Here is a 24,393-nt window from a genome sequence, read left to right as displayed (position 1 = left end):
TCTTCCTGCGTGTGCATTTTCGCGCAGCGGACCGCGGGTGCCAGCCGGCACCCGGCCTTCCCTGCGCCCTCTTGGATTGGAGGGTGGAGCGACGAAGCAAAGCTCGGGCGAAACGCGCCGCGGGAACGAGAAGGCGTGTCTGCCAACACCTACTCACTGTCATCGCGGCGCTGCAGAGCCGGGCCCATCACGCCGCGTGCCGGGCCGCCAGGGTTCCGGCCCAGCGCAGCAACGCTTCGCGTTGCAGCGCGTCCGGGACACACGGAGAGAAGTGGGTCCCCAACCAGGTCAGGCCCCCTGACCATCTTTTGGCGTTGCAGTTGCGGCTATTTCTCGTCTAGAAACAGGCCAGTGAGCCCTCTGGCAACCAACCGTCAACGGTTTTGGCCGAGGATTTGGGGCTCAAAAGGGTCTGGCAATGCTGATTCGCGGCCAAATCGATGGGATTTCGGGGGAGGTGGCTCTGGCCGCCGCCACGATCCCGGCCGCGCTGCTGCCCACCCTCCTGATTGGCGGGCTTCTTCTTACTTGCCCCTGAGGGCCGGCTGGGCGCCACGCGCCTGGGCGCTCAGGGGTTGGTCGAGATCACCGGACACCTCAAGCGCCCCAGGGACTGACGGCGCGAAAGCTCAAAAGGGAATTCTTCAATGGCCACCGCGAACAAGTCCGATAAGGACCGCGTCATCATTTTCGACACCACGCTGCGCGACGGCGAGCAGTGCCCCGGCGCCACCATGACCTTCGAGGAAAAACTCGAGGTCGCGGAGCTGCTGGATGATATGGGCGTCGACGTCATCGAGGCCGGCTTCCCGATCACCTCCGAGGGCGACTTCCAGGCGGTGAGCGAGATCGCCCGCCGCTCCAAGAACGCCGTGATCGCCGGTCTGTCCCGCGCCCATCCGGCCGATATCGACCGCTGCGCCGAGGCCGTGAAATTGGCCAAGCGTGGCCGCGTTCACACCGTGATCGCGACTTCGCCGCTGCATATGCGGGTGAAGCTGAACAAGACCCCGGAGCAGGTGCTCGAGACTTCGGTTGCCATGGTCGCGCGCGCCCGCAACCAGATCGACGATGTCGAATGGTCGGCCGAGGACGGCACCCGAAGCGAGATGGACTATCTGTGCCGGATCGTCGAGGCCGTCATCAAGGCCGGCGCCACCACGGTCAACATTCCCGACACCGTCGGTTATACGGTGCCCGAGGAATACACCCACTTCATGAGGACGCTGATCGAGCGCGTGCCGAACTCGGACAAGGCGGTGTTCTCCGTGCATTGCCACAACGACCTCGGCATGGCCGTGGCGAACTCGCTGGCCGGCATCATGGGCGGCGCGCGCCAGGTCGAGTGCACCGTCAACGGCATCGGCGAACGCGCCGGCAACGCTGCGCTCGAAGAGATCGTGATGGCGATCAACGTCCGCAACGACAAATTCCCCTACTGGAACAAGATCGACACAACGCAGCTGACCCGTGCCTCGAAGGTCGTGTCTGCGGCGACCTCGTTCCCCGTACAGTACAACAAGGCCATCGTCGGCCGGAACGCATTCGCGCATGAGAGCGGCATCCATCAGGACGGCGTGCTGAAGGATGCCTCGACCTACGAGATCATGCGTCCCGAGATGGTCGGCCTGAAGCAGTCCTCGCTGGTGCTCGGCAAGCATTCCGGCCGCCACGCCTTCGTGCACAAGCTGGAGGAGATGGGCTACAAGCTCGGCCCGAACCAGCTGGAAGATGCGTTCACGCGGATGAAGGCCTTGGCCGACCGCAAGAAGGACATCTACGACGAGGACATCGAGGCGCTGGTCGACGAGGAGATGGCGGCTTCGCACGACCGCATCAAGCTGACCTCGCTGACGGTGATCGCCGGCACCCATGGCCCGCAGCGCGCGACCATGAAGCTCGACGTCGAAGGCCAGATCAAGATCGAGGAAGCCGAGGGCAACGGTCCGGTGGACGCGGTGTTCAACTGCATCAAGCGCCTGGTGCCGCACGAGGCCAAGCTCGAACTGTATCAGGTCCACGCCGTCACCCAGGGCACCGACGCGCAAGCCGAGGTCTCGGTGCGGCTGTCGCATGACGGGCGGTCGATGACGGCGCGCGCGGCAGATCCCGATACGCTGGTGGCCTCGGCCAAGGCCTATCTCGGCGCGCTCAACAAGATCGTCATGAAGCGCCAGCGCGACACCGTGACGACGGCGGCTGCGAGCTGACGTTCGCCGGCGGCTGGTTGAATGCGTCTCTCCCGCAAGCAAGCGGGAGAGGGAGCGCACCGGCGCTCATCTTGAATAGCTGCCCTGCTAACGACCAATAGCGACTCCGCCGTCCAGCCGCTATTGATGCAGCCGGCTTGAGGATCGGCCGCCCGCACGCCGGGCGGCCCAAAGAACATCAGGGAGAGATTATGCGCACCTTCGCGATCGCCGCATCCATCGCGGCATTGGCACTCGGGCTTGCCGGGCCGGCATCGGCTCAATCGCCGATCATCATCAAGTTCAGCCACGTCGTCGCCACCGAGACGCCGAAGGGCAAGGCGGCGGAGAAGTTCAAGGAACTCGCCGAGAAGTACACGGCCGGCAAGGTCAAGGTTGAGGTCTACCCGAACTCGACGCTGTACAAGGACAAGGAAGAGCTCGAGGCGCTCCAGCTCGGCAGCGTGCAGATGCTGGCGCCGTCCAATTCCAAGTTTGGGCCGCTCGGCATCCGCGAGTTCGAGGTCTTCGATCTGCCCTACATCCTGCCCGACCTGAAAACGCTGCGGAAGGTGACGGAAGGACCGCTGGGCGCGCGGCTGCTCAAGCTGCTGGATGCCAAGGGCATCACCGGCCTTGCCTATTGGGACAACGGCTTCAAGCAGATGAGCGCCAACAAGAAGCTGGTGACGCCGGCCGACTATCAGGGCGTCAAGTTCCGCATCCAGTCCTCGCGCGTGCTGCAGGCCCAGTTCAAGGCGCTCAGCTCTCTGCCGCAGGTGATGGCGTTCTCGGAAGTCTACCAGGCACTGCAGACCGGCGTGGTCGACGGCCAGGAGAACACCTGGTCGAACATCTATACCCAGAAGATGCACGAGGTGCAGAAGTACATCACCGAGACCAATCACGGCTACATCGGCTACGTCGTGATCGTGAACAAGAAGTTCTGGGACGACCTGCCGGCCGACATCCGCGACCAGCTCACCAAGGCGATGAAGGAAGCGACCGACTACGGCAACACGCAGTCGCAGAAGGAAAACGACGACGCGCTCGCCGAGATCAAGAAGAGCGGCAAGAGCGAGATCGTCAAGCTCACCGCGGAGCAAAGCGAAGCGATGCGCAAGGCGATGGAGCCGGTCTACAAGGACGCCGCAGGCCGCATCGGCCAGCCGCTGATCGACGAATTCCTTAAAGAGGCCAAGAGCACGACGAATTGAGCACGACGAACTCATCGTTTCGAACGATGAACCAGGGCTTCCGTGCCGTCTGCACGGAAGCCTTTTTGTTGCGAATGATTTCCGGTCGCGGCTGGAGGTAAAATCGCGCGTTACATCTTCGTAAGGACGTGCTCCCTGTCCAAGTTGTAAGTTGCGTGTCAGCCGCGGCGCGCCCATCTTGATGGACATCCTTCCAAAGGAGGTCCTGATGAAGAAGTTCACCATCGCCGCCATCGCCGTGCTCAGCATTGCCGGCTCGGGCGCGGTCTATGCCCAGTATCATCGCCCGTGGATGGAGCACATGCGCCACCACATCCGCATCAACCCCGAGGACCGCGCCGCCCTCGTCGACGCGCGGATCGCCGCCGTCCATGCCGGCTTGAAGCTCAATGCCGACCAGGAGAAGCTGTGGCCGCCGGTCGAGGCCGCCGTGCGCGATTTCGCCAAGCTGCGCATCGACCGCGCCAATGCGCGGATGAATGCCGGGCCCGGCGATGCCGGCAGGAATGCCGACAGGGACGCCGACAGGCCGGAGGATCCGGTCGCCCGGCTGCGCCAGCGCGCCGAGGACATGGGCGCGACGTCGGCGGCCCTGAAGAAGATCGCCGATGCCGCCGACCCGCTCTACAAGACCCTCGACGAGGGCCAGAAGCGGCGCCTCGCCGTGCTGACCCGCCACCGCGGGCCGTTCGGAGGCGGCGAAGACGGTCCCCACCGCCACTTCATGGAGCGCGGCATGGACCGCATGATGGAGCGCAACATGGAGCACTTCCATCGTGACCGCTCCGACCGCGACGGCGGCCCCGACCGGGACCGCGAGGGTCGGCTCTGAACGGGGCTGCATTTCGCGACGATTGACCCTGAGAAGCCGCTGGAATCCAGCGGCTTTTCGCTTTCTGGGGACTTTGGAAAAACCTTCCTTGCATCGCTTGCCATACCCGGATCGCTTTGCTAAACGACCGACCTCGCAAGGCATTGACCGCCTTTCGGGCGCATAGCTCAGTTGGTAGAGCAGCTGACTCTTAATCAGCGGGTCCCAGGTTCGAGCCCTGGTGCGCCCACCATATAAATCAAACACTTAGTCTGAAATCGGCGCAAGAAGCAGATCGCTTAGCGAAGAGCTTAGCGAAGGCGGCTGCTTGCCCTCGTCGCTGAGCTGCGATGCTCGTAGAAATTTCCCCGCTACGCACTCTTGTATCAAAGCGGGAAGCACTACATACAGTATATGGGGGAGCGCAGCTCGGGCTATTGGGGCTTTATATGGGGTCACCTTTTAACCCGCTTTTCGGCGCGGGTCTGAATACGCCATTCGGCTCTGGTCTCGGCGCTGCCAATACATTGCTTGGCTCGCCATCTCCGGCGCTCTCGCTGCTGTCGCCGGCGCCCGCGCCAATCGCAAATTGGATTTATGTCCGCGCCCGCTTCCGCGCATTTATGGAAAATCTCAAGATCACTGCCGCTCAGCTCGACGACGGCACGAAGAAGCAGGCCGGCGTCAGGGCATGCCTCAATAGACACTATTACGGCGTCTCGGATGAGGTCGCGAATAGCTTCTTGATGGGCTCATGGGGAAAAGCGACGCGGGTGCGGCCCTCGCGCGACGTCGATATTCTCTTCCTTCTTCCTGCTCATGTTCACGCGCAGTATCAGTCGCGCTCCGGCAATCGCCAGTCCGCGCTTTTGCAGGAAGTAAAGAATGTCCTGCTCGGCACGTATTACCAGACAAGCATGCGAGGCGATGGCCAAGTCGTCGTTATCCCCTTCAATCAGACTCCCATCGAGGTCTCGCCGGGCTTCCGCTGCACTGATGGCAGCATCATCGTCTGCGACACCAATAACGGTGGGCGCTATATCACCTCGACGGCCGAAGCCGAGGAGCAATCGCTGAGCGCTTCCGATACCTTCTGCATCGGCAATACCCGCGCGCTGGCACGAATGATGAAGCAATGGCAGCGCGAGCAAAATCTGTCGCTAAAGTCATTCATGTTAGAGCGGTTGGCGCTGGAATTTTTACAGACCTGGGCGAATAACCAGCGCGATCACTTCTGGTACGACTGGATGGTGCGAGACTTCTTCGCCTATCTGGTTGGCCGCGCCAATGGCTATATCCTCATGCCTGGTACCAATGAGCTGGTCGCGCTCGGTGATGATTGGCTCTATCAAGCGCGTCGCGCGCACAAGCATGCCGTCACGGCTTGCGAGCATGAGCATTCGAACTATGGCATCCTCGCTGGTCAAGAATGGCAGGCGATCTTCGGCAGCGCGATCCCGTTATCCACGTGACCGATAAGCTTGTCGAAGCGCTGAAAGATGAGTGCGAGCGGCAATTCGAGAATTGCCGCGATACCGCTGTCAGCAATATCGTCTGGTTGAAGGTCCTACGCTGGACCAATATCGCATTTACAGTTGCGCCGATCATCTTTGGCGCGCTGGCTACTTGGAAGCTTCTCGCGGATAGCACTGTCTGGGCTGCGGTCTTCACGCTGCTGGCGACGGTCCTGCCGCCTGTCTTCAAAGCAATCAATCTTGACGGCACTATCAAGGATTATGAGAAGCACGCCGGCGAGTTCATGAATTTGCGAGATCGCTTCCGACAGGCCAAGTTGATCGGCTCGCAGAAGCCCGTAGCGGAATTCGAGGCCGAGGTTCAGGCCCTAATGACGCGCATGGAAAAGGCTCGCAGTCGCGTCCTCGCTCCGCCGAATTGGTCTTTCAAGAAAGCCCGCAAGCAAATCGAGAGTGGGACGTATACGCACGACCACGATTTGCGGCAGCCGTGAAGGGCTGCTGGACGTCATGTTCGATTTTGGTACTTGATGAAAAATTCGGATAGCTTCTGCCTGCGCCTTAGTCGGTCCTGATCGAGAGGCAGATCGAGGAACTCATGAAATTCGCCTAAATTCTGGAATTGCTTGGCATTCCTAAGTAAGAAGAAAATAACCTGCCCTGCGAGCATCTCAGCTTGCACAAGGATGGCATCTGCCTCTTTGCTGATACTGTGCGCGGAATGCACCGTCTGATTTCTACGCAAGCGGATATGCGCAGCGATTAATCGAGCATCATCATGATCGCGAAAGATGCGGACTAGACGGTCGATGAGGAGATCGTATCTGTCCGTGCCCATTAACTTCTCTAACACTTGCCATATCCCGAGCAATGCAGCATCCGCTTCATGCAGATCGAGCGCGCGGCAATACCGAAGGAGAGCGTCGGAGATGAAGTGTCTCATTGGATTTTTTTGAAAGGTGCTCCACCAGCGCTGAATGCTGTTGCGATAATTAGCGGGATCCTTGAACTCGACCGATCGAGCTGTGTGCGCCCATCGGGGCTCATACCAGAAGGTCTCGGTCGCGAGTGACCCATCCGGATGATGGATTGAATGGAATGGACCTCGTCGAAATTTATTCACCGCATGAGGCGCGGTCATTCTGGCGAAAGGATTGACTGACTGCCCCGAATTAACAAGAAGATTGAGCATGCCGCGAAATCGATCGACGCAGTCGTTCGCCCTGTCGAAGGCATCGAAGGGATCATAGGCCGATAGATGTACTAGAACCGGGGATTGGGATGCGTCCTCAGTCGGCACATTGCTCGCTGCTCTGCGATCTTTTTGCGCGCTTTGAGCCTTTCTCGCCGCGCGCAAGAATTTGCCACGCTGGTTTGGTTGCCAATGGATGCGAGCGCCGTCGTCGCTGATCCAATCAATCGGATTTGGACCAGCATAGGTGATTGTCGTGTAAAGGACGAATTTCGACTTGGGCCGCTGTGCTAATTTCTGGAACTCCTGATCGCAGCGAACAAGAAATGTGTCGGGATCAGTTAAAGTCAAAGAAGGATCGGATGCGGCAGCAGCTATACATCTGGCCTTAATCGGCTCTGCAATTCGAGTCGCCCGGATGGCTGAGTTAAGAACTGGAAGCCAGAAAGAATATCCTGCCGCGTCAAAAGAGCGTCCATCTTTGTGGCGAATGCTCTTAATCTGGCTGAGCACTCGATTGCGATCAAACCCGCGCTCCCACTCGAATTCCTTCGACATATTCTTCCGTCCCTGCTCGCGTCACTCTATTCTGAGTGGCGAGAGGGTGTCAGCGGAAATTATTCCCGAAGCTAGGTTGTTAGCCAATTGGGCCAGCAGCCATCCTCTTCATGGCGGCCGGTACGATTGGTGCAGGTCTGATCTAGCAAGCGCTGGCCGACATGCTTCCAGATCGCGTCGGCTCCGAAATAGCGGATCGCTTCGGCCTTCTGCATCTCGACGATGCGAGAGCAGCGCGAGCATTCGACGCGGAGCATATGGCGCTGGATGTCAGCGAGCCGGCATTGCTGGATCGGCACCGTGGGTTTGCCGGCCGCGCGGGGGTCGTCCAGCAGCGATTGCCATAGGGGGTCGGGAATTGGGTCGGAGGGGGCTGCACCGGGTGCCGACGTCTTCCGCTGCGGCGACTCAGCGCGCTCGGCCAGCTTGTCGATTTGCTTCCTTGAGTACATCCGCCAGCCTGCCATTCGCTCTTTGCCCATGGCAAATACTAGAACATAACAAGAACAAAGAGTCGAGATCTAAATGGGCAGGTGCGCCGGTCGCTAACCCCTAAGAACCGCTTAGGTGATCGATGACAATTGTCCAAAGCGATTTCACCTGACGCCGACTAGCAAGCAGTAAAATGGAAATCCTAGTCCGCCCAAGGAGGAAGCGATGGTTCGTGTGAATAGTGACGTCGAAGCGATGGCGAAGGCCTTCGATAATCTCAGACGGAGGAAGCTGCGGATATCGAAGAAGGGCAATCCGCAAAGGGCCGGCACCGCGGCCAGAGCCAGATGGGATTGGCTTCTAAAGAACGCGAAGCGAAATGGTTCTGTAGGCGATTATCTCACTAGCAAGGGCCATCCGGTGACGCTCCGCAATGCGATCAAGCGCGGATTTGTCGAACTCGTGTGAAGATCTGAAGGTGCGCCATGGCAACGAAAGACGCGACCCAAATCAGGTCTCTCTTCTCAGTGCTAAAGAGGTCGAAGCGGAGGCATTTTCCTAGAGCTGGCGAGCGATTGGATGCTCCGAATGAGCAAGGAGTGTATGTGATCTATTCGCCGAGCGGAAAGGTCTTGCACGTTGGCCGGACCTATCGAGGCACGAATGGCCTGCGACAGCGCTTGAGTAATCATCTACACGCTGCATCGTCTTTCACCGAAAGCTATCTTAAGGGGCACGGTGCTCGGCTGAGGTCGGGATACAAATTCGCTTTCTTGGAGGTTTCAAAGCCGCGTCAGCGTGCTTTGCTGGAAGCGCTGGCGATTGGCATGCTCTGTCCCGCTCATTTAGGTGTCGGGGAGAAGAAAATGAAGTGAGGCGAGCCGCCGCTGGGACGCCGGACAGGGGGGCGGCGGCTCGCTCTGCCTGCCGCGATGACGAAAGGACCATCCGCAAGCTGTCGGGGTTATTTCATGAAGGTCGGACACTCGCCGACTTGTCCGCCCCCGGATCGTGATCGACACCGATCCGGGTACAGCCCTCCCGAGACGACGGCTTATCGGGAGGGTATTCGCTAAGCAGCTCTGACGCGCTCCGGCTTCGGCTTTTTGGCGCGCGCTATCCCGATCCCGAGTATGGCGCGCGCGTCTGCGTCTAGCCTGCGAGCAATGGCCAACCCTTGCTCTTCCGCGAGTTCGATCAGGGCTTCCTCGTCCCGCTCGCGGGCAAGCAGCTCCGCCTCCAGCTCCAGCAGCTTCGCCGCGCGCACGTCTGCCGACATCGCAAGCGCTGGCTGCGGCAGCCCGTCGATTTCTTCATGCAGCCGCTTCTCAAAAGCATCGGGGTCGAGCCAAGCGAGCGCAGCGCCGATATCCAGCTTTGCCGTCCAAGCGCCCTCAACTGGACTGTCAAATCGAGCTTGGAAAGGCCGCCCATGATCGATGGTGATCTTTGGTCGGCCGCGCTCGCGCTGAGCCGAAACATAATCGGATGCCAGCCTCTTGATGTCGTCGGCGGGGAGCGCCGCTTGTAGTACCCGGACGCGCTCAGCGGCGAGCGCCTTGATCTGCGCTCGCAGGTTCGGCACGGCTTGAGCCGGGGTCAACTTCGACGCCTCAGACGCGGCGCGGCTCGGCTTTGCCATCTCATAGGTCCCGGCCGCGCCCGAGAGCCAATGCTTGATATTAGCGACGAGGTTCGCCAGATTTCGATGCTGCTCTTGAAGATCGGTGAGCCGGCCTTGAAGGCGCGCTAGCTCTTGGTCCATGGACGCCAGCTCGGATGCGGGAGCCGTGCTGCGCGTTCTGGAGACTTCGGAAGCTCGGCGCGCGACCGAGCCGACTGCGTCATGCAGCTCCATAGCGCGCGTGTCGAGCCGGTCCAGCTTCACCTGAGCCAGGGTTGGCAATTGCAGCATGTCAAACCCTCCGCCACGCCTGCTCAAGAGCCGCGCATCTTTCGGCATATCGAGCCTCGGCATCGGACACGGCCGCCAGGGGGCCTGGCGGCGGCGTCGGGGGCGATTTGGCGCTGGCCGCGAGCTCAGCAGGCGCCGGCTGCCGCCACCGATCTGACAGACTTCGCTTGCGATCTTCATAGGCGGCCTGCCGGGCATCCTGCTCCGCATCGGCCAGCGGCAGCGATCCGGGGCGGTGAAGTCCGGCCGGCGCCGCGTCCATGATCATCTGCGCCACACGGATGGTAGCGCCATCCGGGACCACATCGCCGGCCAGCGTAATCCGCTTGCCGTCCTTGTCGAAAACCTCGCTCTTCATCTGATCAGTCCTCCTGAGAAGAGATACCGGGTAATCCGCCCGGCTCGGAAATCCACGTTGTCGTCGATATGGCCGGTACCAACCCAAGCCATGGACGAGTCGTAGGCGTACTTGCGCACCCCGACGCTTGTCAGAGCGCCGGCTACCGCATTGGCAATGTCATCGTGAGCACCGGGGCCATGGTCGATGCTGTCCTTGCCGGATCGCGCCACGCGGCGCTCGAGGCCGACGAGCTGCTGCAAGAGCTTCGGGTGGTCGAGCAGATCGACCTTGCGCGAATTCATAAGCGGCAGGAAATCGCGATAAAGATCGGACTTCGGCTTGGCGGCGCTTTCGTAGGTGATGCCATGCGCGCGGAAGGGCTCTTTGACCCATTCGCCGGCGTAGCGGTCCCCGAGCACTTTGGTGATGCCATAGGATCTGAGCAATTTGGCAAATTCTCCGACAACTTGCTCCGGCGAGAAGGGCGGCTTGCGCTCCCGCAGAGCGTCGAGCGTCGCGATGCCATTTTGCTTGGAAGCGATCGCCAGGGTCATGGAGTCTGCCGAGCCGCCCGACGGGTCGCAGAAGGCCGAATATTTCACTCTCTCGATCCGGCCGCGCTCATAGACATTTTTGGAGATGCAGGCTTCGACGGCTTCGCGAGTGATAAATGCTTCGATGTCGGCGCGGAACTGAGCCAGATACTCGGCGCGAGCAGATGCAGCATCACGCTCCATCTCAGCGTCGATGAAGCTCTGCGGGACGCTCGGGTTCATCTGGCGCGTGGCAGCCTGCCAGACAAGCACCGGGTCATGCTCGCGGCCGAAATGCGCCCGGTGCGCCTCATAGAGCACCCCGCGCCGGGCATAGGGCGAGCTGGCGCAAAGGAGCATGCTATTCGGGATCGTGCTCATCCCTGGCCGCAGCGCGTTCAGCACCTCATAGTCGGGTTCGGTGCTGTCCTCGGCTCGCCAGAATGCGACTTCGTCCAAAAGAGCCGCCACGAGGGTATAGCCGCGTACAGAGCGGAAGGAGCATGTGGCCACCTCGATTGAGACCGAGTTGGCGAGATCGAAGCCCTCCGCGGTCTCTCGGGTGATGAGCTGAGCCAGTATCGGCACGCCTTTGAGCAGGGCGGCGATGTAGCGGAGAATGACGCGGCTCTGCTTCCGGTCGGCCGCAATGACGAGGATGGTGCCGCGTTCGCCGGGAGCCAGATAGGGCCGATAGTCGAAGAAGGCGGCTAGGAAGACGGCGACAAGGGCGAGAATGAAGCTCTTGCCGGCGCGCCGACCGCAGACAAGCCATGCCTCTCTTGCGATCTGACTGGGCGCATCATTGCGGGACGTGCATTCGCGGTAGATGCCGAGCTGGTCCGCATCCATCGGCAGGGCGAAGAGAGCGCAGAGGAAAGCTAACCATGGTTGCCAGCTCTGCCAATCGTCCTCGAACCATGACGCGAAGAGCTGCGGATCATGGATGCAGTCGATGATGGAGCCTTCGCGCTTTGATTGGAGACGAGGTATTGGCTTCCTATGTTCAGCGGAAGCCCGATACCTCTGGATCATGCAGCCCTCAGTCGATGGCTGCCATTCAGTCGATGCAGCTCGTCGTCATCGATAATGCGGCTGCGCAGATAGTCGCGAGGGCTAGCTGGCGTCACATCCCGAGGACGCCGCTTGACGCCGAGTTCCTTAAGCAGCCGCCGCAATGAATTCGAGAGTGTCTGGTAAAGCATCAAGTCTTCATTCGATGCCTTGCCCTCGGCTAGGGCGAACTTCATCTCTAGCTGCTCCAGCGCCGTCATATGGGTGGACGCGGTCCGGACAAGCGCCATCTCGCTTGTACTGAGACGATCGACGCCGCCAAGATCAGCCGAAAGCAATTCGATGAGATCGCGAAATCTTCGGTAGTATAGAGTGCGCTGGTCGACTTCCTTCGGAAATAGACTTTTGCCATTCGTGACGCGCGACCTTGCCTTAGTCTTTCGCTGAGTGATTTGCTTGCTTGCCGCCATCTGCATTCCAGATGCTTCGAGATTTTTGCGAAGCTGTGTCTATATCTTCGCTATTTGCAACCCCGTCCGGCTAACCGCACATTCCAAGGCATCTTTTTCATCGTGAGCCGCTGATTGAAAATCAGAAGATGCGCTTCACTCTCTCATGCCAGCAAAAATATTCGATTGTCGTCGATGTCTTAGCGGGTCGAAATTGGACATCGAATAGTTCGATCTACTTTGCTTGCTAGTCTCTCCATGCCGGCACAATTATGCTCCCATGTGCCTCGCATAAGCGAAGTATGGCGATGATCTCCTGGCGGATTGAGGAGACTGTCGACGGGGCCGCTTCATAGCCGAGCTTATCCAGTTCGGCGGCGATGCTCTTCGCTGATCGGTCCAGGTCTTTCGCGACGAGTATCCTGATCTGCTTGGCCATGCTCGGCATGGCGCGTCCGTCATCATCGTAGCGCTTACCGAGATTGCGCCGGACCTCCGGGGCTTTCTTTCGAGACTCCTCGGTGGGGGAGCGGCTGAAGAAGCCATAGGTCTTTTGGGGCTCTTTGGGCTTGCGAGGGTTGGCTGCAAAGCGCTTCCGGTTGCGACCCTCGATTGGGAACATCACGCGATAGTCGATTTCATCGTCACGGCTCATCGGTCTTGCTCCTTGATATCATGCCGATCATTTGCATCTTTCGATCAGAAACCTCTTTCTCATAGACATTTCTCAAGAATGGTCCCCTTCCATACCGCTGGATGAATTGCTGCAAGCAAAGGTTGCCGAATTGATCGAGGCCAAATTTGCGGATCAGCACTCCGCCGATGCGTCTGTGTCTATCCGATGGCCGCTTGCGCGATCCGCGCAAGCGATTACTGTGGTATTGGCCGAGCCGCTGGATATCGATTTCTTTGAGATTGGCCTGGTCGGCTTTCTGCCAATAGCTTTGATGGTCGAAATTCAGCAGGTCCAAAGGCGAGAGGATGCCGATCTTGGCGAGCGCCTGCTTTCCTTGGTGGCGGCCCTCGATATGGAAGCAATCGACGATGCCATCGATCCGGCAAGGCTCGGATGCATAGTAGGTGTAGTAGTGCCCTTTACCTCTCCGGCCGGTGGAGCCGCCGCCATTGCCGATGCTGCCATTATCGAACCGCAAGGCGGGACGGTCTTTGCGCTGATGCGGCTGAACCCAATGCTCGTCGATAAAATCCAGCATTTCGCCTTTGGCCGAGTTGCGGTGATCGAAGGTGAAGTCGCGTGCAGCATGAGCGGCAATGAGCTTCCGCTCACCATTCATGGCCAGATGGGCCAAGAATTCGCGTGCCTCATCGTCGGGTAGGTGGGCTTCGAAGCGAAAGCGATAGGGCGGGTAAACCCGAACTTCGCGCCATCGCCGCCGGCGCTCGTCGAAAAAGAGTTGGCCATTCCATAGGATATCAAAGTGCTCGCAATGATCTTTCAGCCACCGTTGATCCTCTGCGCCCAGCAGCGTCTTCGATAGAAAATAAGCGCTGTCAAAATAGTGATAGCAATCGACATAGGGAATGGCGCAATAGCGGCGGACGTCCAGCTCGGTCGCCGAGGCCGGAGCGATATCGGCTGCTCGATACCGGATGACCGATGCGGACGAGCTTCTAATGGAGTCGAGCAGCGGGGTAGCGCTTTGATGGCGGATCGATTTATGCTTGGGCATTGCATCGCTTTCATAGGGCGGTGTGCGGGCGCTGGGCGAGGCGGCCTGCGCGAATCGGTGGGGCGCATCCTTGTGGTGGAGGATGCGCCCTTGCTTATGGCTTAAGGGCGTTCGAAGTGGCGCCTTCGATCAGCGCGAAGACGTCCTCGCGCCGATAGAGCACCTTCGTCGTAGATTTGCCGGGGGGCGCCTTGCCGATGTTCAATTGCACGCGGCGCAGCTTGCCTGCACCTTCGAGTCGGCAGATCGTGTCGTAGGAGATGCCGCCGAGCAGGCGCATGACCTGATCACGAGAATAGAGAAGTTGCTCGTCAAAGATTTTGCCGCTGCGAATTTCCTCGCGGCGAATGCTGCGCCGAGTATTGGGCGCGGAGATATGCTCAGTCGCGCTGTCGGGCTTTGGTGAATGACGCGAGCCGGACGCCATCGACATGACCTTTCTTGCCGACAAAGCAGTCGCCTTGTCGCTCTGAAGAAAGATCAGCCGGGCAGCGGGGCATCCGCATCCGTCTCTGATCGGCCCTAGCTGCACCCATCCCCGCCTTACGCCTCGCGGCTGCGTCTAGATGGACCCGAGAGCTCGGGTAGTGCAAATAAAGGCCACTTTCGGGGCAAGATCAATTTAGCAAATGCGGAGAATTGCGGCAAGGGCAGCAAAAGCTGCTTAGAGACCCGTCCATGCGCGCAATGGCTGCAAGCTGGGTAAGCTCCATCTTAGAGTCGCGCCAGCGCGGACGCGTCGCTTATGGAGCCGGCGCATCCTTCCGGCGAATGCCAAGCGTCACGACATTGGGCGCGGGGTCAATGAGCTGCGAGATATAATTCGCCAGCGCGCTGAGCGCGTCACCTTTCTGCTGAATGTACAAGCTGCGATTATAGACGCGCTCGACACCCTTGATCTTGTGACCGAGGACTTGCTCGGCGATGCGTTCACTTATGCCGAGGTCGGTCATCATCGAGCGCGCGGTGCGCCGGAGGTCATGCAGAGTCCAGTGTGCGAAGTCGTCAGGGAGCAGGTCATCGAAGTCTTTCTTGGCTTTCGAGAATCCGTTGATGGGCTTGCCGTCCAAGCGTCCCGCGAAGACGAAAGTGTTGCCGGCGATGCGCGGCTGCTGAGCGATGATTTCGATAGCTTGGCTCGGTAACCTCAGAGTCCCCGCATTGGCCTTTTCTCGCGGCTCTTTCGGGATATGCCATAGATCCCCATCGAGTTCGGTCCAGCGCATGCGAGTAACCTTCTCGCGACGCTGCGCCGTCAGCAAAAGAATTTTGACCAGAGCTCCAAAAGTTCCCATATCGCCAGCGGCGGCCCAGATCATCCGGATTTCATTTGGATCGAGGACACGCTCCCGACCGTCCTCATCCCGCGAAGAATGCTCGGTCCGCTGAGCTTTGACGGGACAAGTATAATAATTCTCGAATTCTTCGACCCATTTGAGGACGGCGCGCACGATTGCGATTGCGGCGTCAGCTTGGCGCGCTCCATTCTCCTCAACGATCTTCTCGTGCAATTCTTTGCCATCACCGCGCATGATGCTGACGACCTTTCGGCCCTTCCAGACCGGAATGACGTATTTGCGCAAGATGCGCTCCATCTCCTTCTTGGATCGGAGCTTGGCAGCGCGCCGCAAGAGGTACTGCTCGGCGACCGCATCAAAGGTCCACTGGGCAGAGACGCGAGCCTTGTCGGATTTTGCGCCGCGAAGGTAGGTGTCCTTATGCTGATAGAAGAGCCGCGCTGCCTTCCGCGCACCTTCCAGCGATAAATCGCGAGGCCATTCTTGACCGGTCTCCGGCAAGGGGATCTCGTCCGCTCCTTTCTCCTCATATCTGCCAAGCCGAAACCAGCGGGTGACCTTCTGGTCGTCGTAGTGGACGGCCAGCCAGGTACGAGAGCCACCATAGCTGACGCGGCAGACAAGGCCCGGCAGCACGGTGTCGAAATAGTCGACTTGCTTCCCTGGCGTCGGCTTGAGCTTCCGCATCTCCGGAATGGTCATCTTGATCTTTGGCATCGGCTGCACCTCAGCGAAGAATTAGCGAAGCTGCTAGAGCCGATTTGCGATCCATCGGCCGGCAGGCCGGAAGCATAGCATTTTCAAGCTAAGCCATTGAAATTATTTAAACAAAAGCGCGACAGATGCTTAATAGAGCTGACAGTTGCGGAGCCGAGAGCACTCTCTCTTAATCAGCGGGTCCCAGGTTCGAGCCCTGGTGCGCCCACCATATAAATCAAGCACTTAGCATTGATCGCGATACAGCAGGTGGCCTCATTTCACAGGCCATTCAGCACGTCTGCTCGCACTTCGCGCTTCATGGCCGCCGCCTCTGCGAGCTTGATCTCGCGACCATGGCAATGCGCAGACGTGTCTCGACGTCCTTCAAAAAGTGACCGGTCACGGCAGCGATCTGCGGCGCGCTTGCGCCGGCGATCGCGAGGCGAGCCGCCGCCTTATCTGCCCGGGTCGTAAAACGTAAGGTTGCCGACGCCAGCTCGCTCGCATGCGCTTGACCACGACGCCCTGAAGCCGTCGGGCGCCTATGGCCGCCGAGCGCGTTCGTCGGGATGGCCCGGCCACGACGCAAGTTGTGTCGAGGTTGGCGAGGATGTCGCGGTCCCTTGCAAGCACATGATGCGGGCAAGCGCGGTCCAGGCGAGATCAGCCTGGCGTGGTGTGCCGGCGTATCCACGGGCTCGATGCAGCCAGCCATCTCCCAGCTGCCAACATGCTGGACGATCGACAGGAGGCTCAATAGTTTAACTTCGCATGTATTGATTTGGACCGACGAGTCTTTCGCCCAAAGAAGGTCTTGATAGTGACTGCGATTGCTGTTGTTGGCATCGGCTGCAGACTCCCGGGATATATCGACTCCCCGGAATCCTTGTGGGGCGCGCTGCTGGCAGGCACCGACCTCGTTGGCGAGATTCCGCAGCAGCGCTGGAATGCCGACGATTACTACGAGCCCGTAGCGGGTGTGACGGGCCGCTCGGTTTCGCGCTGGGGCGCCTTCCTGGACGACCCATCAGGCTTTGATCATCGCTTTTTCGGTATCGGTGAACCCGAGGCCATCGCCATGGACCCTCAGCACCGGCTGTTGCTCGAGGTTGCTTGGGAGGCCTCCGAACATTCCGGCCGCGATCCGCGCTGCCTGTTCGGGACCGAGGCCGGCGTGTTCTTCGGCCTTTCCCACCAGGACTACATGCAGGTCACGCGTGACGCAGATGCGATGGGCCAGGCCTACGCTTTCACCGGAACGCCCTTCAGCATGGCCTCTGGGCGGGTTGCGCATGCAATGGGCCTTACCGGGCCTGCCATCACCATGGACACGGCCTGCTCGTCCAGCCTCGTCGCCGTGCATGCGGCTCGGCGAAGCCTGCTTGCGCGCGAATGCAACGTTGCGTTTGCCGGCGGGGCCATGTTGATGTTCTCGCCCGCGAGCTTCGCTTCGGCCTCGGGTCTCGGCATGTTGTCGCCGACAGGGCGGTGTCATGCGTTTGACGAGCGCGCCGATGGTTTTGTTCGCGCCGAGGGCTGCGGCGTGGTGATGCTCAAGCTGCTGAGCGACGCCCTGCGCGACAACGACCGCGTGCTCGCCGTCATCCGCGGGAGCGCCGTCAACCAGGATGGGCGCACGCACAACATTCTCGCACCTTCCCGCGCGGCTCAAGTCGCGGTGATCGATCGCGCGCTTGCCGAGGCACAGGTTGATCCCTCATCCGTCGGCATGATCGAGGCGCACGGGACTGGTACGCCGGTGGGCGACACGGAGGAGTTCCACAGTCTCTCAACGCAGTATGGACGACAGTCGCCCTGCGCCCTCGGCTCGCTCAAAAGCAACCTTGGCCATGCGGAATCGGCAGCGGGCGTCCTTGGCCTGATCAAGGCGACGCTCGCGCTGGCACATGGCGTCGTACCGCGATCACTTCACTTCCGTCGGCTGCCTCCTCATCTCCAGCCAATCGAGACGCGGCTTTTCATCCCGACCGACACCGTGCCCTGGCCTTCGACGGGTCCCGACGGCGTTCGCCGCGCAGCCGTATCGTCTTACGGCATGTCCGGCACGAACGCGCACGTCGTGCTCGAACAGGCGCCTCAGGCACCCGCCACATCTTATCGACCGAAAGCTGCGAGAACTCAGGAGCAGCCGTGGCTGTTTCCAATTTCCGCCTCCTCGCCGGAGGCGCTTCGCGTAACCGCTGCGCGCCTCGCGGATTGGCTGGACGTCAGCGCCGCCGGCCATCGCCCCGGTGACGTCGCGCGGACCCTTGCCTGCAGGCGTGGGCACCGGCCAGTCCGGCAGGCGCTCATTGCGGAAACGCTTGGCGACCTGACGGCGCAGTTGCGCGAACTCGCAGCCGGTCAGTTGATCGATGCGGACTGGGCCGAGCATGATAGCCGGGGTCCCGTGTTCGTATTCTCCGGACAGGGCTCGCAGTGGGACTCGATGGGCGCGGAGCTGCTCGATACCGACCCGGTCTTCGCCGGGGTGGTTGCCGCCATCGAGCCCCTGATCCAGGCGATCGGCGACTTCTCGGTGACCGATACCCTGCGTCGCCCCGCGCAACTCGAAGGCATCGAGCGTATCCAGCCGGCGATTTTCACATTTCAGGTCGCGTTGGCGGCGTCGCTGAAGGCACGGGGTGTAGCGCCTTCGGCAGTGATCGGCCATTCGATGGGCGAGGTGTCGGCGGCAGTCGTGGCCGGTGCACTCTCGCTGGAAGATGGCGTGCGCGTGATCTGTCATCGCGCCATGCTGTGCCAAACGCTCGCTGGATCCGGCGCGATGGCAGCCGTCGGGATGGCACCGGCGGCGGTTCGCGAAGATCTGGCGCGCCGACGGATCGACGATGTCGAGATTGCCGTGCTGGCTGCGCCGACCTCAACGGTCGTCGGGGGCTCCGTCGAGGCCGTGCAACGTCTCGTGGCTGCGTGGCAGGCCGAAGGTCTCTTCGCTCGCGAGGTTGCGGTGGATGTGGCCTCGCACACGTCGCAAGTCGAACCGATCCTCGCGCAGTTGTCGGAGCGCCTCGCGGAGGTGACTGCGCACGATCCGCGCATACCGATGTACTCCACCGTACTGCTTGATCCGCGTGAATCCCCGGTCTGCGACGGCGCCTACTGGATCGACAACCTTCGGCAGTCGGTTCGCTTCCGTCCAGCCGTGCAGGCGGCGCTCGAAGACGGACACCGCGTATTCGTCGAGCTTTCGCCGCACCCGATCGTGACCCGCGCGGTGCTGGAAAATGCTGCCGCGACGGACTTCGCCGTCCGCGCGCTTCCGTCGATGACGCGCGGCGAGCCCATGCGCAACGGGCTTGTCAACTTGATCGGCGCCATCCATGTCGCGGGAGCCTCGATCGATTTCAATGTCCTGTATCCGGACGGCCAGCTGCTTGATCTCCCGTTGCCGGCCTGGACGCACGATCCCCTGTTCCTTGCGCCGGCGGCGCCGCCCGCAGGCGCGCATCACGTCCCGTCGACGCACCCGCTGTTGAACGTCCACCGTGTCCTGCACGAAGAGCCGGAACGCCACATCTGGGCATGCGAGGTTGGCCTTGATGCCCACCCCTGGCTTGCGGACCATCGGGTCAATGGAACGCCGCTTTTCCCGGGGGCTGGCTTCTGCGAAATGGCGCTTGCCGCGGCGCGCACAGCCCTCGGCACATCGCTCGTCGAGGTGCAGACGATCACGTTCGACCACGCGCTGCGGTTGGAGCCATCGATGCCGATCGTCTGCACGGCAGTGCTGGACCGACCGGGCGAGTTGAATTTCAGGCTGGAGAGCCAGGCGAACCGCGAGGCACAGGTGCATGCAAGCGCCCGGCTTGCTGGCGCTCCCTCTGCGAAGCCACCGGCCGCACATGACTTAGCGGCGCTGCGCGCTGCTCACGCGACGCCCGTTGCTGCGGAGCAGGTGTGGCGGTGGTTCGACTCGCAGGGTATCCAGCACGGGCCATCATTTCGCGCACTGGCCTCGGACTTGGCGATGTCCGCGAACTGTACTTCGCTCCTTGCGGATCTTCGGCTCCCGAGCTCGCTCCGAACGGGCGGGCGTGGCTACACGGTGCATCCCGTGCTGCTTGACGCGTGCTTCCAATCCGTCGGCGCGTTCGCCCGGGTCGTATCGGAGACAAACGGGCGCCTGCTGCTGCCGCGCTCGGTACGAAGCCTTCGGCTCCACCGCACAGACGCTGACGTCGCCCACTGCATGACCCGCTTGGTCGCCGTCGACGCGCTGCACGTCGAGGCGGATATTGAATTGCTCGACGCCTCCGGTCGCGTGCTGCTCACTGTCGATGGCTTGGCCATGGGAAGCGGGGCGTCCGAATGGCATCCTGACGCCGTCGCCTGCAACGCGCGCCTGCTCGACATGGTTTGGCAGCCCTGGAATATTCCTCGCGCCACAGTCAGGCCGGACGACGGCGTCTGGCTGCTGCTCGATACCGATGATGCGGCGCACCGCTTGATGCTGGATCTGGAAGGAAGCCTGCGCGATCAAGGGTTCAAGTCTCGGATCATCAGCTGCGCCGGGGTGGGGCAGGGGAACGCATGGCGCGAGCAGATTGAAGACGCTCTGCGTCTGCATCGCCCTGGAGCCGTGGTGGTGGTCTTGCCACGCGGCCATGAGCCGGCGGATCCCGACGCATCTCGGGCGAACATCAGCAGCCTGCTCCACCTGACCAATGCAATGAGGCAATGCGAGCGGCGGCCCCGGCTCTTCGTGGTCACATGTATGGCCCAACGCGTCCTGCCTGACGACACGGTTTGGCTCGCGCATGCCGGTGTGCGGGGATGGCTGCGAGCCGTCGGTGCCGAATGTCCCGCGCTCCATCCCACCCAGATCGACGTGAGTCAGCAGCCTGACGTGACATTGCTTCGGTCTCAACTGCTGAGCGGCTCGGACGAAGACGAAACGGCGCTGCGCGGAGCGAGCGCGTATGTCGCACGCATGCAGCGAAGTCCCCTTGGTCACGCTGATCGTCGCATCGTGGACCACGACGCGGATCGCGATGGCCTTCGCCTGGAAATCCGCGTGCCCGGTGATCTGCAGAGCCTGGAGCTGACGGCGTTCGAGCGTCGTGCGCCGGGTGCGGGCGAGGTGGAAGTGGCCGTCCAGGCCACAAGCGTCAATTTCGCCGATGTGCTCGTTGCCCTGGGCCGCTATCCTTCATTCGATGGCCGTGCGCAGGGGCTAGGCCTGGACTTCGCGGGCATTGTCACCGCAGTCGGGCCCGGCGTTTCGGCAGTTCGCGTGGGCGACCGCGTGGCCGGGCTCTGCGGCGGGGGCGCGTGGGGCACCTATCTGACTTGTGATGCGCGCCTGCTCGTCACGATACCCCGCACGCTGACGGATGCCGAAGCGGCCGCCATCCTTACGACAACTGCCACGGCCATCCATGGCCTCGATGATCTGGCTAGGATCGGGCCCGGCGACAAGGTGCTCATCCACTCGGCGACCGGCGGCGTGGGGCAGGCGGCTGTGGCCATTGCCCGCGCGGCTGGTGCGGAGATATTCGCAACAGCGGGCTCGGAGGCACGACGCGAGCTGCTGCGCGCCGACGGCATCCGCCACGTGTACGATTCCCGAACCCCGGTATTCGCCGAGCAAATCCGGCAGGACACGGCGGGCTACGGCGTGGACGTCGTCCTCAACTCGCTCACGGGCGTGGCGCAGCGCGCCGGCCTGGAACTCCTTGCGCCGGGCGGACGGTTCGTCGAAATCGGCAAGAAGGATATCTATGGCGGCACGTGGCTGGGGCTGTCTCCGTTCAAGCGCAACCTCTCGTTCTTCGCCGTCGATCTTGCGCAGATGTGCATGACGGCTCCGGCCCGCGCGCAGGCGCTGCTGTCGCGGGTCATGCGTCTTGCCGGGGAGGAGCGGCTGCGCCTGCCGGACATCACGAGCTACCCCCTCTCCGAGGCGGCTTGCGCCATCCGACTTGTTGGCGGCGCCGGTCACACCGGCAAGCTCGTGCTTACCGTTCCAAAAGCCGGCTGCTACCGGGTACCAACGGCGCCGGAGCGCTTCACGCCGTTCAGGCGCGATGGTGCATACATTGTCACAGGCGGCCTTGGCGGGCTCGGCCTGTTCCTGGCGGATGCGATGTCCGCTGCCGGAGCGGGGCGCGTCATCGTCAACGCGCGCTCCAGGCCCACCGGCGCCGCGGCGAGTGTGCTCGTCGCGATGAAAGCACGCGGCACCGAGGTCAGGGTGATCAGTGCGGATATCGCGGAGCCATCGACCTCGCGACGTCTTGTCGAAGCTGCCACGGCGACGGGACTGCCGTTGCGCGGTGTCCTGCACGGTGCAGCCGTGATCGAGGACGGCATCCTTCCCTCCGTCACAGAGGAGAAGCTGCATCGCAACTGGGCAGCCAAAGTGGAGGGCGCCTGGCATCTGCATGTGGCAACGCTGGAGCAGCGACTCGACTGGTTCTGCTGTTTTTCTTCGGTCGCCGCGCTCTTTGGTTCGCCCGGACAGTCCGCATACGCAGCCGCCAACAGCTGGCTCGATACGTTCACGCAGTGGCGGCGCGCCCAGGGGCTGCCGTCGTCGGCCATCGCCTGGGCGGCGTGGGCGGATATCGGTGCCGGCGCGCATCTCTCGGCCCGTGGCGATGCGCGAATGATCGAGCCACGCGACGGTGCTTACGCATTCGAGGCGCTGCTGCGGCACGACCGGGGGTATGCCGCCTATGTCCATCTCGACGGCGCCCCATGGCTGGCGGCGCTCGCTGCGCGCAGCCCATTCGCGGCGGCGCTGTCGCAGGCACCGGAGGCCGCGGGTGAGCCGGCGCGCCAGCGGCGCGTGGAACTGAGGCGCGCGCCGTCCGAAGAACGGCCGGCCCTGTTGCGGCGCCTGATCATCGAGCATCTCGGTGTCATCCTGCGCCGCACCGTGAATCCAGACCGCTCGTTTTTCGACTACGGCCTCGACTCACTCGGGACGCTCCAGTTGCTGATCGCGTTAGAGGCAGACACAGGCATTCGGCTGCGTTCCGTGAACGTAACGACCGTGCGCGCACTCGCCGACACGCTGAATAACGCGATGCTGGAATTGCAGTCCGCTGGAGCAGATGCCCGTGACTGATCTGCGTCCATTGCACGACTGGTCAGGGCCTCCTGCGATGCTGACACTCTGGCGTCCGTCTGCGGCATCGATCGAACGTGCGAAGCGCGCACCGGTGTCTGCCGTATTGCCGAGCTACGAACAGGAACAGCATCTGCATGCCTTCCGCGCCTGTGAGCAGCGGCACGAGGCAATGGCGCGGCTGCTTGTCGTCGTGTGGGAGGAACCCGGGCGGTGTGATCTCAGAGCCATGACACATGTGGTGACCGCACATCTGCGCAGACACGACACGTATCTCAGCTGGTTCGAACAGCGTGACGGGGCCATCGTACGACATGTGCTCGCAGATCCCGCGGCCATCCAGATGGAGCCTGTGTCGCTTGGCGAGGTTCGCGCGGAGGATTGGCAGAAACACATCATGGCAACTCCTGCACCGTTTGCGTGGGATTGCTTTCGATTTGGCGTCCTGCAGCGCGCGACGGGGTTCACGTTCTTTGCAAGCATCGACCATTTGCATGCCGATGCGACCGTCATCGCGTTCCTGATGACGGAGATCCGCGCAGCCTATCGCGCCGTACTCGACGGCGAGGGGCCGCTTCAGCTTGGACCTCTGGGAAGCTATCTGGATTACTGCAGCAATCAGCGCCTGCGGGCTGCCGCGACGACGCTGGCGGATCCTGAGGTGAAGCGATGGATCGCATTCCTGCACCGCAACAGTGGGCGGATGCCCGCTTTCGCTCTCCCGCTCGGTGTGCTGGAGGATCGCTATCACGCGGAGTACATGCATCTAGACATCCTCGATGATGCCGTCATGGACGCGTTCGAGGCCGCATGCCACGCGGCCGGCGCGCGAGCGATCGGAGGCCTGTTGGCCTGCGCGGCGTTGACCGAACGGGAATTGGCAGGTCGCTCGCGCTACAGTGTCGTCACGCCCACGACGACGCGAAGAACGCCACAGGCTTTCCGGACGACGGGCTGGTGCGTCGGCTTGGTGCCGATCGATTTCGACGTGCAACAACGGACGTTTCCTGAACTTGCCTTGACTGCCCAGAGCAATTTCGACGAACGGCTAAGCCTTGCCGATGTACCGATCGAGCTCGTGCTCGAACTCGCAGCCGGGCTGCCGACCGTTGGGCCCGTCGCCACGGGCGGCGTCATGCTATCCTATATGGATGCAAACGTTGCTCCGCTCAGTGCACACATTGCGCGCGAATGGCATCAGGCGAACGGCCGGGTCTATATCAACCAGGGCATCGCCGCGCAGGTTGCGATCTGGCTGTTTCGTACCCAACGCGGTCTCTCGCTCACGGCGGCTTATCCGGCAAACGAGACAGCCCGCGCATCGATGCACCGCTATGTCGAAGCATTTGCGGGCGCATGCCGCGTGGCCGCCGACGCATTGCTGCCGATGTGCTCCGATGTTGGTCGTGAACGATGATGCAGCCGATGGCGTACCCAGCGAACGCGTCGGATAGGCCGCCGGCATTCTTGTCCTTTGCGGATCA

The 24,393-nt window shown here is 61.6% G+C and carries 18 protein-coding genes and 1 tRNA gene; 9 read left to right on the top strand and 10 right to left on the bottom strand.

Going from position 1 to position 24,393, the window contains the following annotated elements; all coding sequences use genetic code 11:
* The first annotated feature begins 647 nt into the window (after positions 1-647).
* The 6 genes from JQ580_RS29935 to JQ580_RS29910 all read left to right on the top strand — a co-directional run bounded on the left by JQ580_RS29935 (position 648) and on the right by JQ580_RS29910 (position 6,186).
* Positions 648-2,210: a 2-isopropylmalate synthase gene (locus JQ580_RS29935; RefSeq protein WP_212284323.1), complete on the top strand. Its 1,563-nt coding sequence runs from the start codon at positions 648-650 to the stop codon at positions 2,208-2,210.
* A gap of 191 nt (positions 2,211-2,401) precedes the next feature.
* Complete coding sequence (locus JQ580_RS29930; RefSeq protein WP_212284321.1) at positions 2,402-3,406, top strand: TRAP transporter substrate-binding protein; 1,005 nt, start codon at positions 2,402-2,404, stop codon at positions 3,404-3,406.
* 208 nt (positions 3,407-3,614) lie between these two features.
* Complete coding sequence (locus JQ580_RS29925) at positions 3,615-4,238, top strand: Spy/CpxP family protein refolding chaperone (protein ID WP_212284320.1); 624 nt, start codon at positions 3,615-3,617, stop codon at positions 4,236-4,238.
* A 156-nt stretch (positions 4,239-4,394) separates the two neighbouring features.
* A tRNA-Lys gene (locus tag JQ580_RS29920) sits at positions 4,395-4,470 on the top strand.
* Between the two features lie 196 nt (positions 4,471-4,666).
* Complete coding sequence (locus tag JQ580_RS29915) at positions 4,667-5,689, top strand: SMODS domain-containing nucleotidyltransferase (RefSeq protein ID WP_212284319.1); 1,023 nt, start codon at positions 4,667-4,669, stop codon at positions 5,687-5,689.
* Positions 5,686-6,186 carry a hypothetical protein gene (locus JQ580_RS29910; RefSeq protein WP_212284318.1) on the top strand — a complete coding sequence of 167 codons (501 nt, stop codon included), beginning with the start codon at positions 5,686-5,688 and terminating at the stop codon, positions 6,184-6,186. The genes JQ580_RS29915 and JQ580_RS29910 overlap by 4 nt, the downstream gene beginning before the upstream one ends.
* Before the next feature lie 14 nt (positions 6,187-6,200).
* Here the strand turns inward: JQ580_RS29910 and JQ580_RS29905 are convergent, their stop codons facing one another.
* A complete protein-coding gene (locus tag JQ580_RS29905; protein ID WP_212284317.1) occupies positions 6,201-7,442 on the bottom strand; it encodes a hypothetical protein in 1,242 nt (413 codons plus the stop codon).
* Between the two features lie 71 nt (positions 7,443-7,513).
* Positions 7,514-7,909 (bottom strand): hypothetical protein, encoded by a 396-nt coding sequence (locus tag JQ580_RS29900; RefSeq protein WP_212284315.1) that lies wholly within the window; start codon positions 7,907-7,909, stop codon positions 7,514-7,516.
* Between the two features lie 190 nt (positions 7,910-8,099).
* On the opposite strand from JQ580_RS29900, the gene JQ580_RS29895 reads away from it, so the two are divergent.
* Positions 8,100-8,342, top strand: a complete 243-nt coding sequence (locus JQ580_RS29895; RefSeq protein WP_212284313.1) for a hypothetical protein — start codon at positions 8,100-8,102, stop codon at positions 8,340-8,342.
* A gap of 604 nt (positions 8,343-8,946) precedes the next feature.
* Here the strand turns inward: JQ580_RS29895 and JQ580_RS29890 are convergent.
* The 8 genes from JQ580_RS29890 to JQ580_RS29855 form a co-directional block, all read right to left on the bottom strand.
* Positions 8,947-9,789, bottom strand: a complete 843-nt coding sequence (locus JQ580_RS29890; protein WP_212284311.1) for a hypothetical protein — start codon at positions 9,787-9,789, stop codon at positions 8,947-8,949.
* Between the two features lies 1 nt (position 9,790).
* Positions 9,791-10,147 carry a hypothetical protein gene (locus tag JQ580_RS29885; RefSeq protein ID WP_212284309.1) on the bottom strand — a complete coding sequence of 119 codons (357 nt, stop codon included), beginning with the start codon at positions 10,145-10,147 and terminating at the stop codon, positions 9,791-9,793.
* The gene (locus JQ580_RS29880; RefSeq protein WP_249134537.1) at positions 10,144-11,697 is read right to left on the bottom strand and encodes a hypothetical protein; all 1,554 of its coding nucleotides are present in this window, start codon (positions 11,695-11,697) and stop codon (positions 10,144-10,146) included. Before JQ580_RS29880 ends, JQ580_RS29885 begins: the two co-directional genes overlap by 4 nt.
* The gene (locus tag JQ580_RS29875; RefSeq protein ID WP_212284307.1) at positions 11,694-12,146 is read right to left on the bottom strand and encodes a hypothetical protein; all 453 of its coding nucleotides are present in this window, start codon (positions 12,144-12,146) and stop codon (positions 11,694-11,696) included. The genes JQ580_RS29880 and JQ580_RS29875 overlap by 4 nt, the downstream gene beginning before the upstream one ends.
* 226 nt (positions 12,147-12,372) lie before the next feature.
* Positions 12,373-12,780 carry a hypothetical protein gene (locus tag JQ580_RS29870; RefSeq protein ID WP_212284305.1) on the bottom strand — a complete coding sequence of 136 codons (408 nt, stop codon included), beginning with the start codon at positions 12,778-12,780 and terminating at the stop codon, positions 12,373-12,375.
* Positions 12,770-13,816: a hypothetical protein gene (locus JQ580_RS29865; protein ID WP_212284303.1), complete on the bottom strand. Its 1,047-nt coding sequence runs from the start codon at positions 13,814-13,816 to the stop codon at positions 12,770-12,772. Before JQ580_RS29865 ends, JQ580_RS29870 begins: the two co-directional genes overlap by 11 nt.
* Positions 13,817-13,910: 94 nt before the next feature.
* Positions 13,911-14,249 (bottom strand): hypothetical protein, encoded by a 339-nt coding sequence (locus JQ580_RS29860; RefSeq protein ID WP_212284301.1) that lies wholly within the window; start codon positions 14,247-14,249, stop codon positions 13,911-13,913.
* A 310-nt stretch (positions 14,250-14,559) separates the two neighbouring features.
* Positions 14,560-15,831, bottom strand: coding sequence for a tyrosine-type recombinase/integrase (locus JQ580_RS29855; RefSeq protein ID WP_212284299.1), 1,272 nt, complete (start codon positions 15,829-15,831; stop codon positions 14,560-14,562).
* Between the two features lie 802 nt (positions 15,832-16,633).
* Between JQ580_RS29855 and pks2 the strand changes: the two genes are divergently transcribed.
* Positions 16,634-22,909, top strand: a complete 6,276-nt coding sequence (gene pks2, locus JQ580_RS29850; protein WP_311982625.1) for a sulfolipid-1 biosynthesis phthioceranic/hydroxyphthioceranic acid synthase — start codon at positions 16,634-16,636, stop codon at positions 22,907-22,909.
* Positions 22,902-24,326: a condensation domain-containing protein gene (locus JQ580_RS29845; RefSeq protein ID WP_212284296.1), complete on the top strand. Its 1,425-nt coding sequence runs from the start codon at positions 22,902-22,904 to the stop codon at positions 24,324-24,326. Before pks2 ends, JQ580_RS29845 begins: the two co-directional genes overlap by 8 nt.
* Positions 24,327-24,393 lie beyond the last annotated feature (67 nt).

Origin of the sequence: Bradyrhizobium sp. SZCCT0148 (assembly GCF_018129985.1) — a bacterium.
In the GTDB taxonomy this organism is placed as follows: Bacteria; Pseudomonadota; Alphaproteobacteria; order Rhizobiales; family Xanthobacteraceae; genus Bradyrhizobium; species Bradyrhizobium japonicum_H.
This window is presented reverse-complemented; position numbering and strand designations above follow the sequence as displayed.

Bases quoted from the DNA above. Each gene is read 5' to 3' on its own strand.
- JQ580_RS29935 (WP_212284323.1), top strand. From the start codon at position 648: ATGGCCACCGCGAACAAGTCCGATAAGGACCGCGTCATCATTTTCGAC.
- JQ580_RS29930 (WP_212284321.1), top strand. From the start codon at position 2,402: ATGCGCACCTTCGCGATCGCCGCATCCATCGCGGCATTGGCACTCGGG.
- JQ580_RS29925 (WP_212284320.1), top strand. From the start codon at position 3,615: ATGAAGAAGTTCACCATCGCCGCCATCGCCGTGCTCAGCATTGCCGGC.
- JQ580_RS29915 (WP_212284319.1), top strand. From the start codon at position 4,667: ATGGGGTCACCTTTTAACCCGCTTTTCGGCGCGGGTCTGAATACGCCA.
- JQ580_RS29905 (WP_212284317.1), bottom strand. From the start codon at position 7,442: ATGTCGAAGGAATTCGAGTGGGAGCGCGGGTTTGATCGCAATCGAGTG.
- JQ580_RS29900 (WP_212284315.1), bottom strand. From the start codon at position 7,909: ATGGCAGGCTGGCGGATGTACTCAAGGAAGCAAATCGACAAGCTGGCC.
- JQ580_RS29895 (WP_212284313.1), top strand. From the start codon at position 8,100: ATGGTTCGTGTGAATAGTGACGTCGAAGCGATGGCGAAGGCCTTCGAT.
- JQ580_RS29890 (WP_212284311.1), bottom strand. From the start codon at position 9,789: ATGCTGCAATTGCCAACCCTGGCTCAGGTGAAGCTGGACCGGCTCGAC.
- JQ580_RS29885 (WP_212284309.1), bottom strand. From the start codon at position 10,147: ATGAAGAGCGAGGTTTTCGACAAGGACGGCAAGCGGATTACGCTGGCC.
- JQ580_RS29880 (WP_249134537.1), bottom strand. From the start codon at position 11,697: ATGATCCAGAGGTATCGGGCTTCCGCTGAACATAGGAAGCCAATACCT.
- JQ580_RS29875 (WP_212284307.1), bottom strand. From the start codon at position 12,146: ATGGCGGCAAGCAAGCAAATCACTCAGCGAAAGACTAAGGCAAGGTCG.
- JQ580_RS29870 (WP_212284305.1), bottom strand. From the start codon at position 12,780: ATGAGCCGTGACGATGAAATCGACTATCGCGTGATGTTCCCAATCGAG.
- JQ580_RS29865 (WP_212284303.1), bottom strand. From the start codon at position 13,816: ATGCCCAAGCATAAATCGATCCGCCATCAAAGCGCTACCCCGCTGCTC.
- JQ580_RS29860 (WP_212284301.1), bottom strand. From the start codon at position 14,249: ATGTCGATGGCGTCCGGCTCGCGTCATTCACCAAAGCCCGACAGCGCG.
- JQ580_RS29855 (WP_212284299.1), bottom strand. From the start codon at position 15,831: ATGCCAAAGATCAAGATGACCATTCCGGAGATGCGGAAGCTCAAGCCG.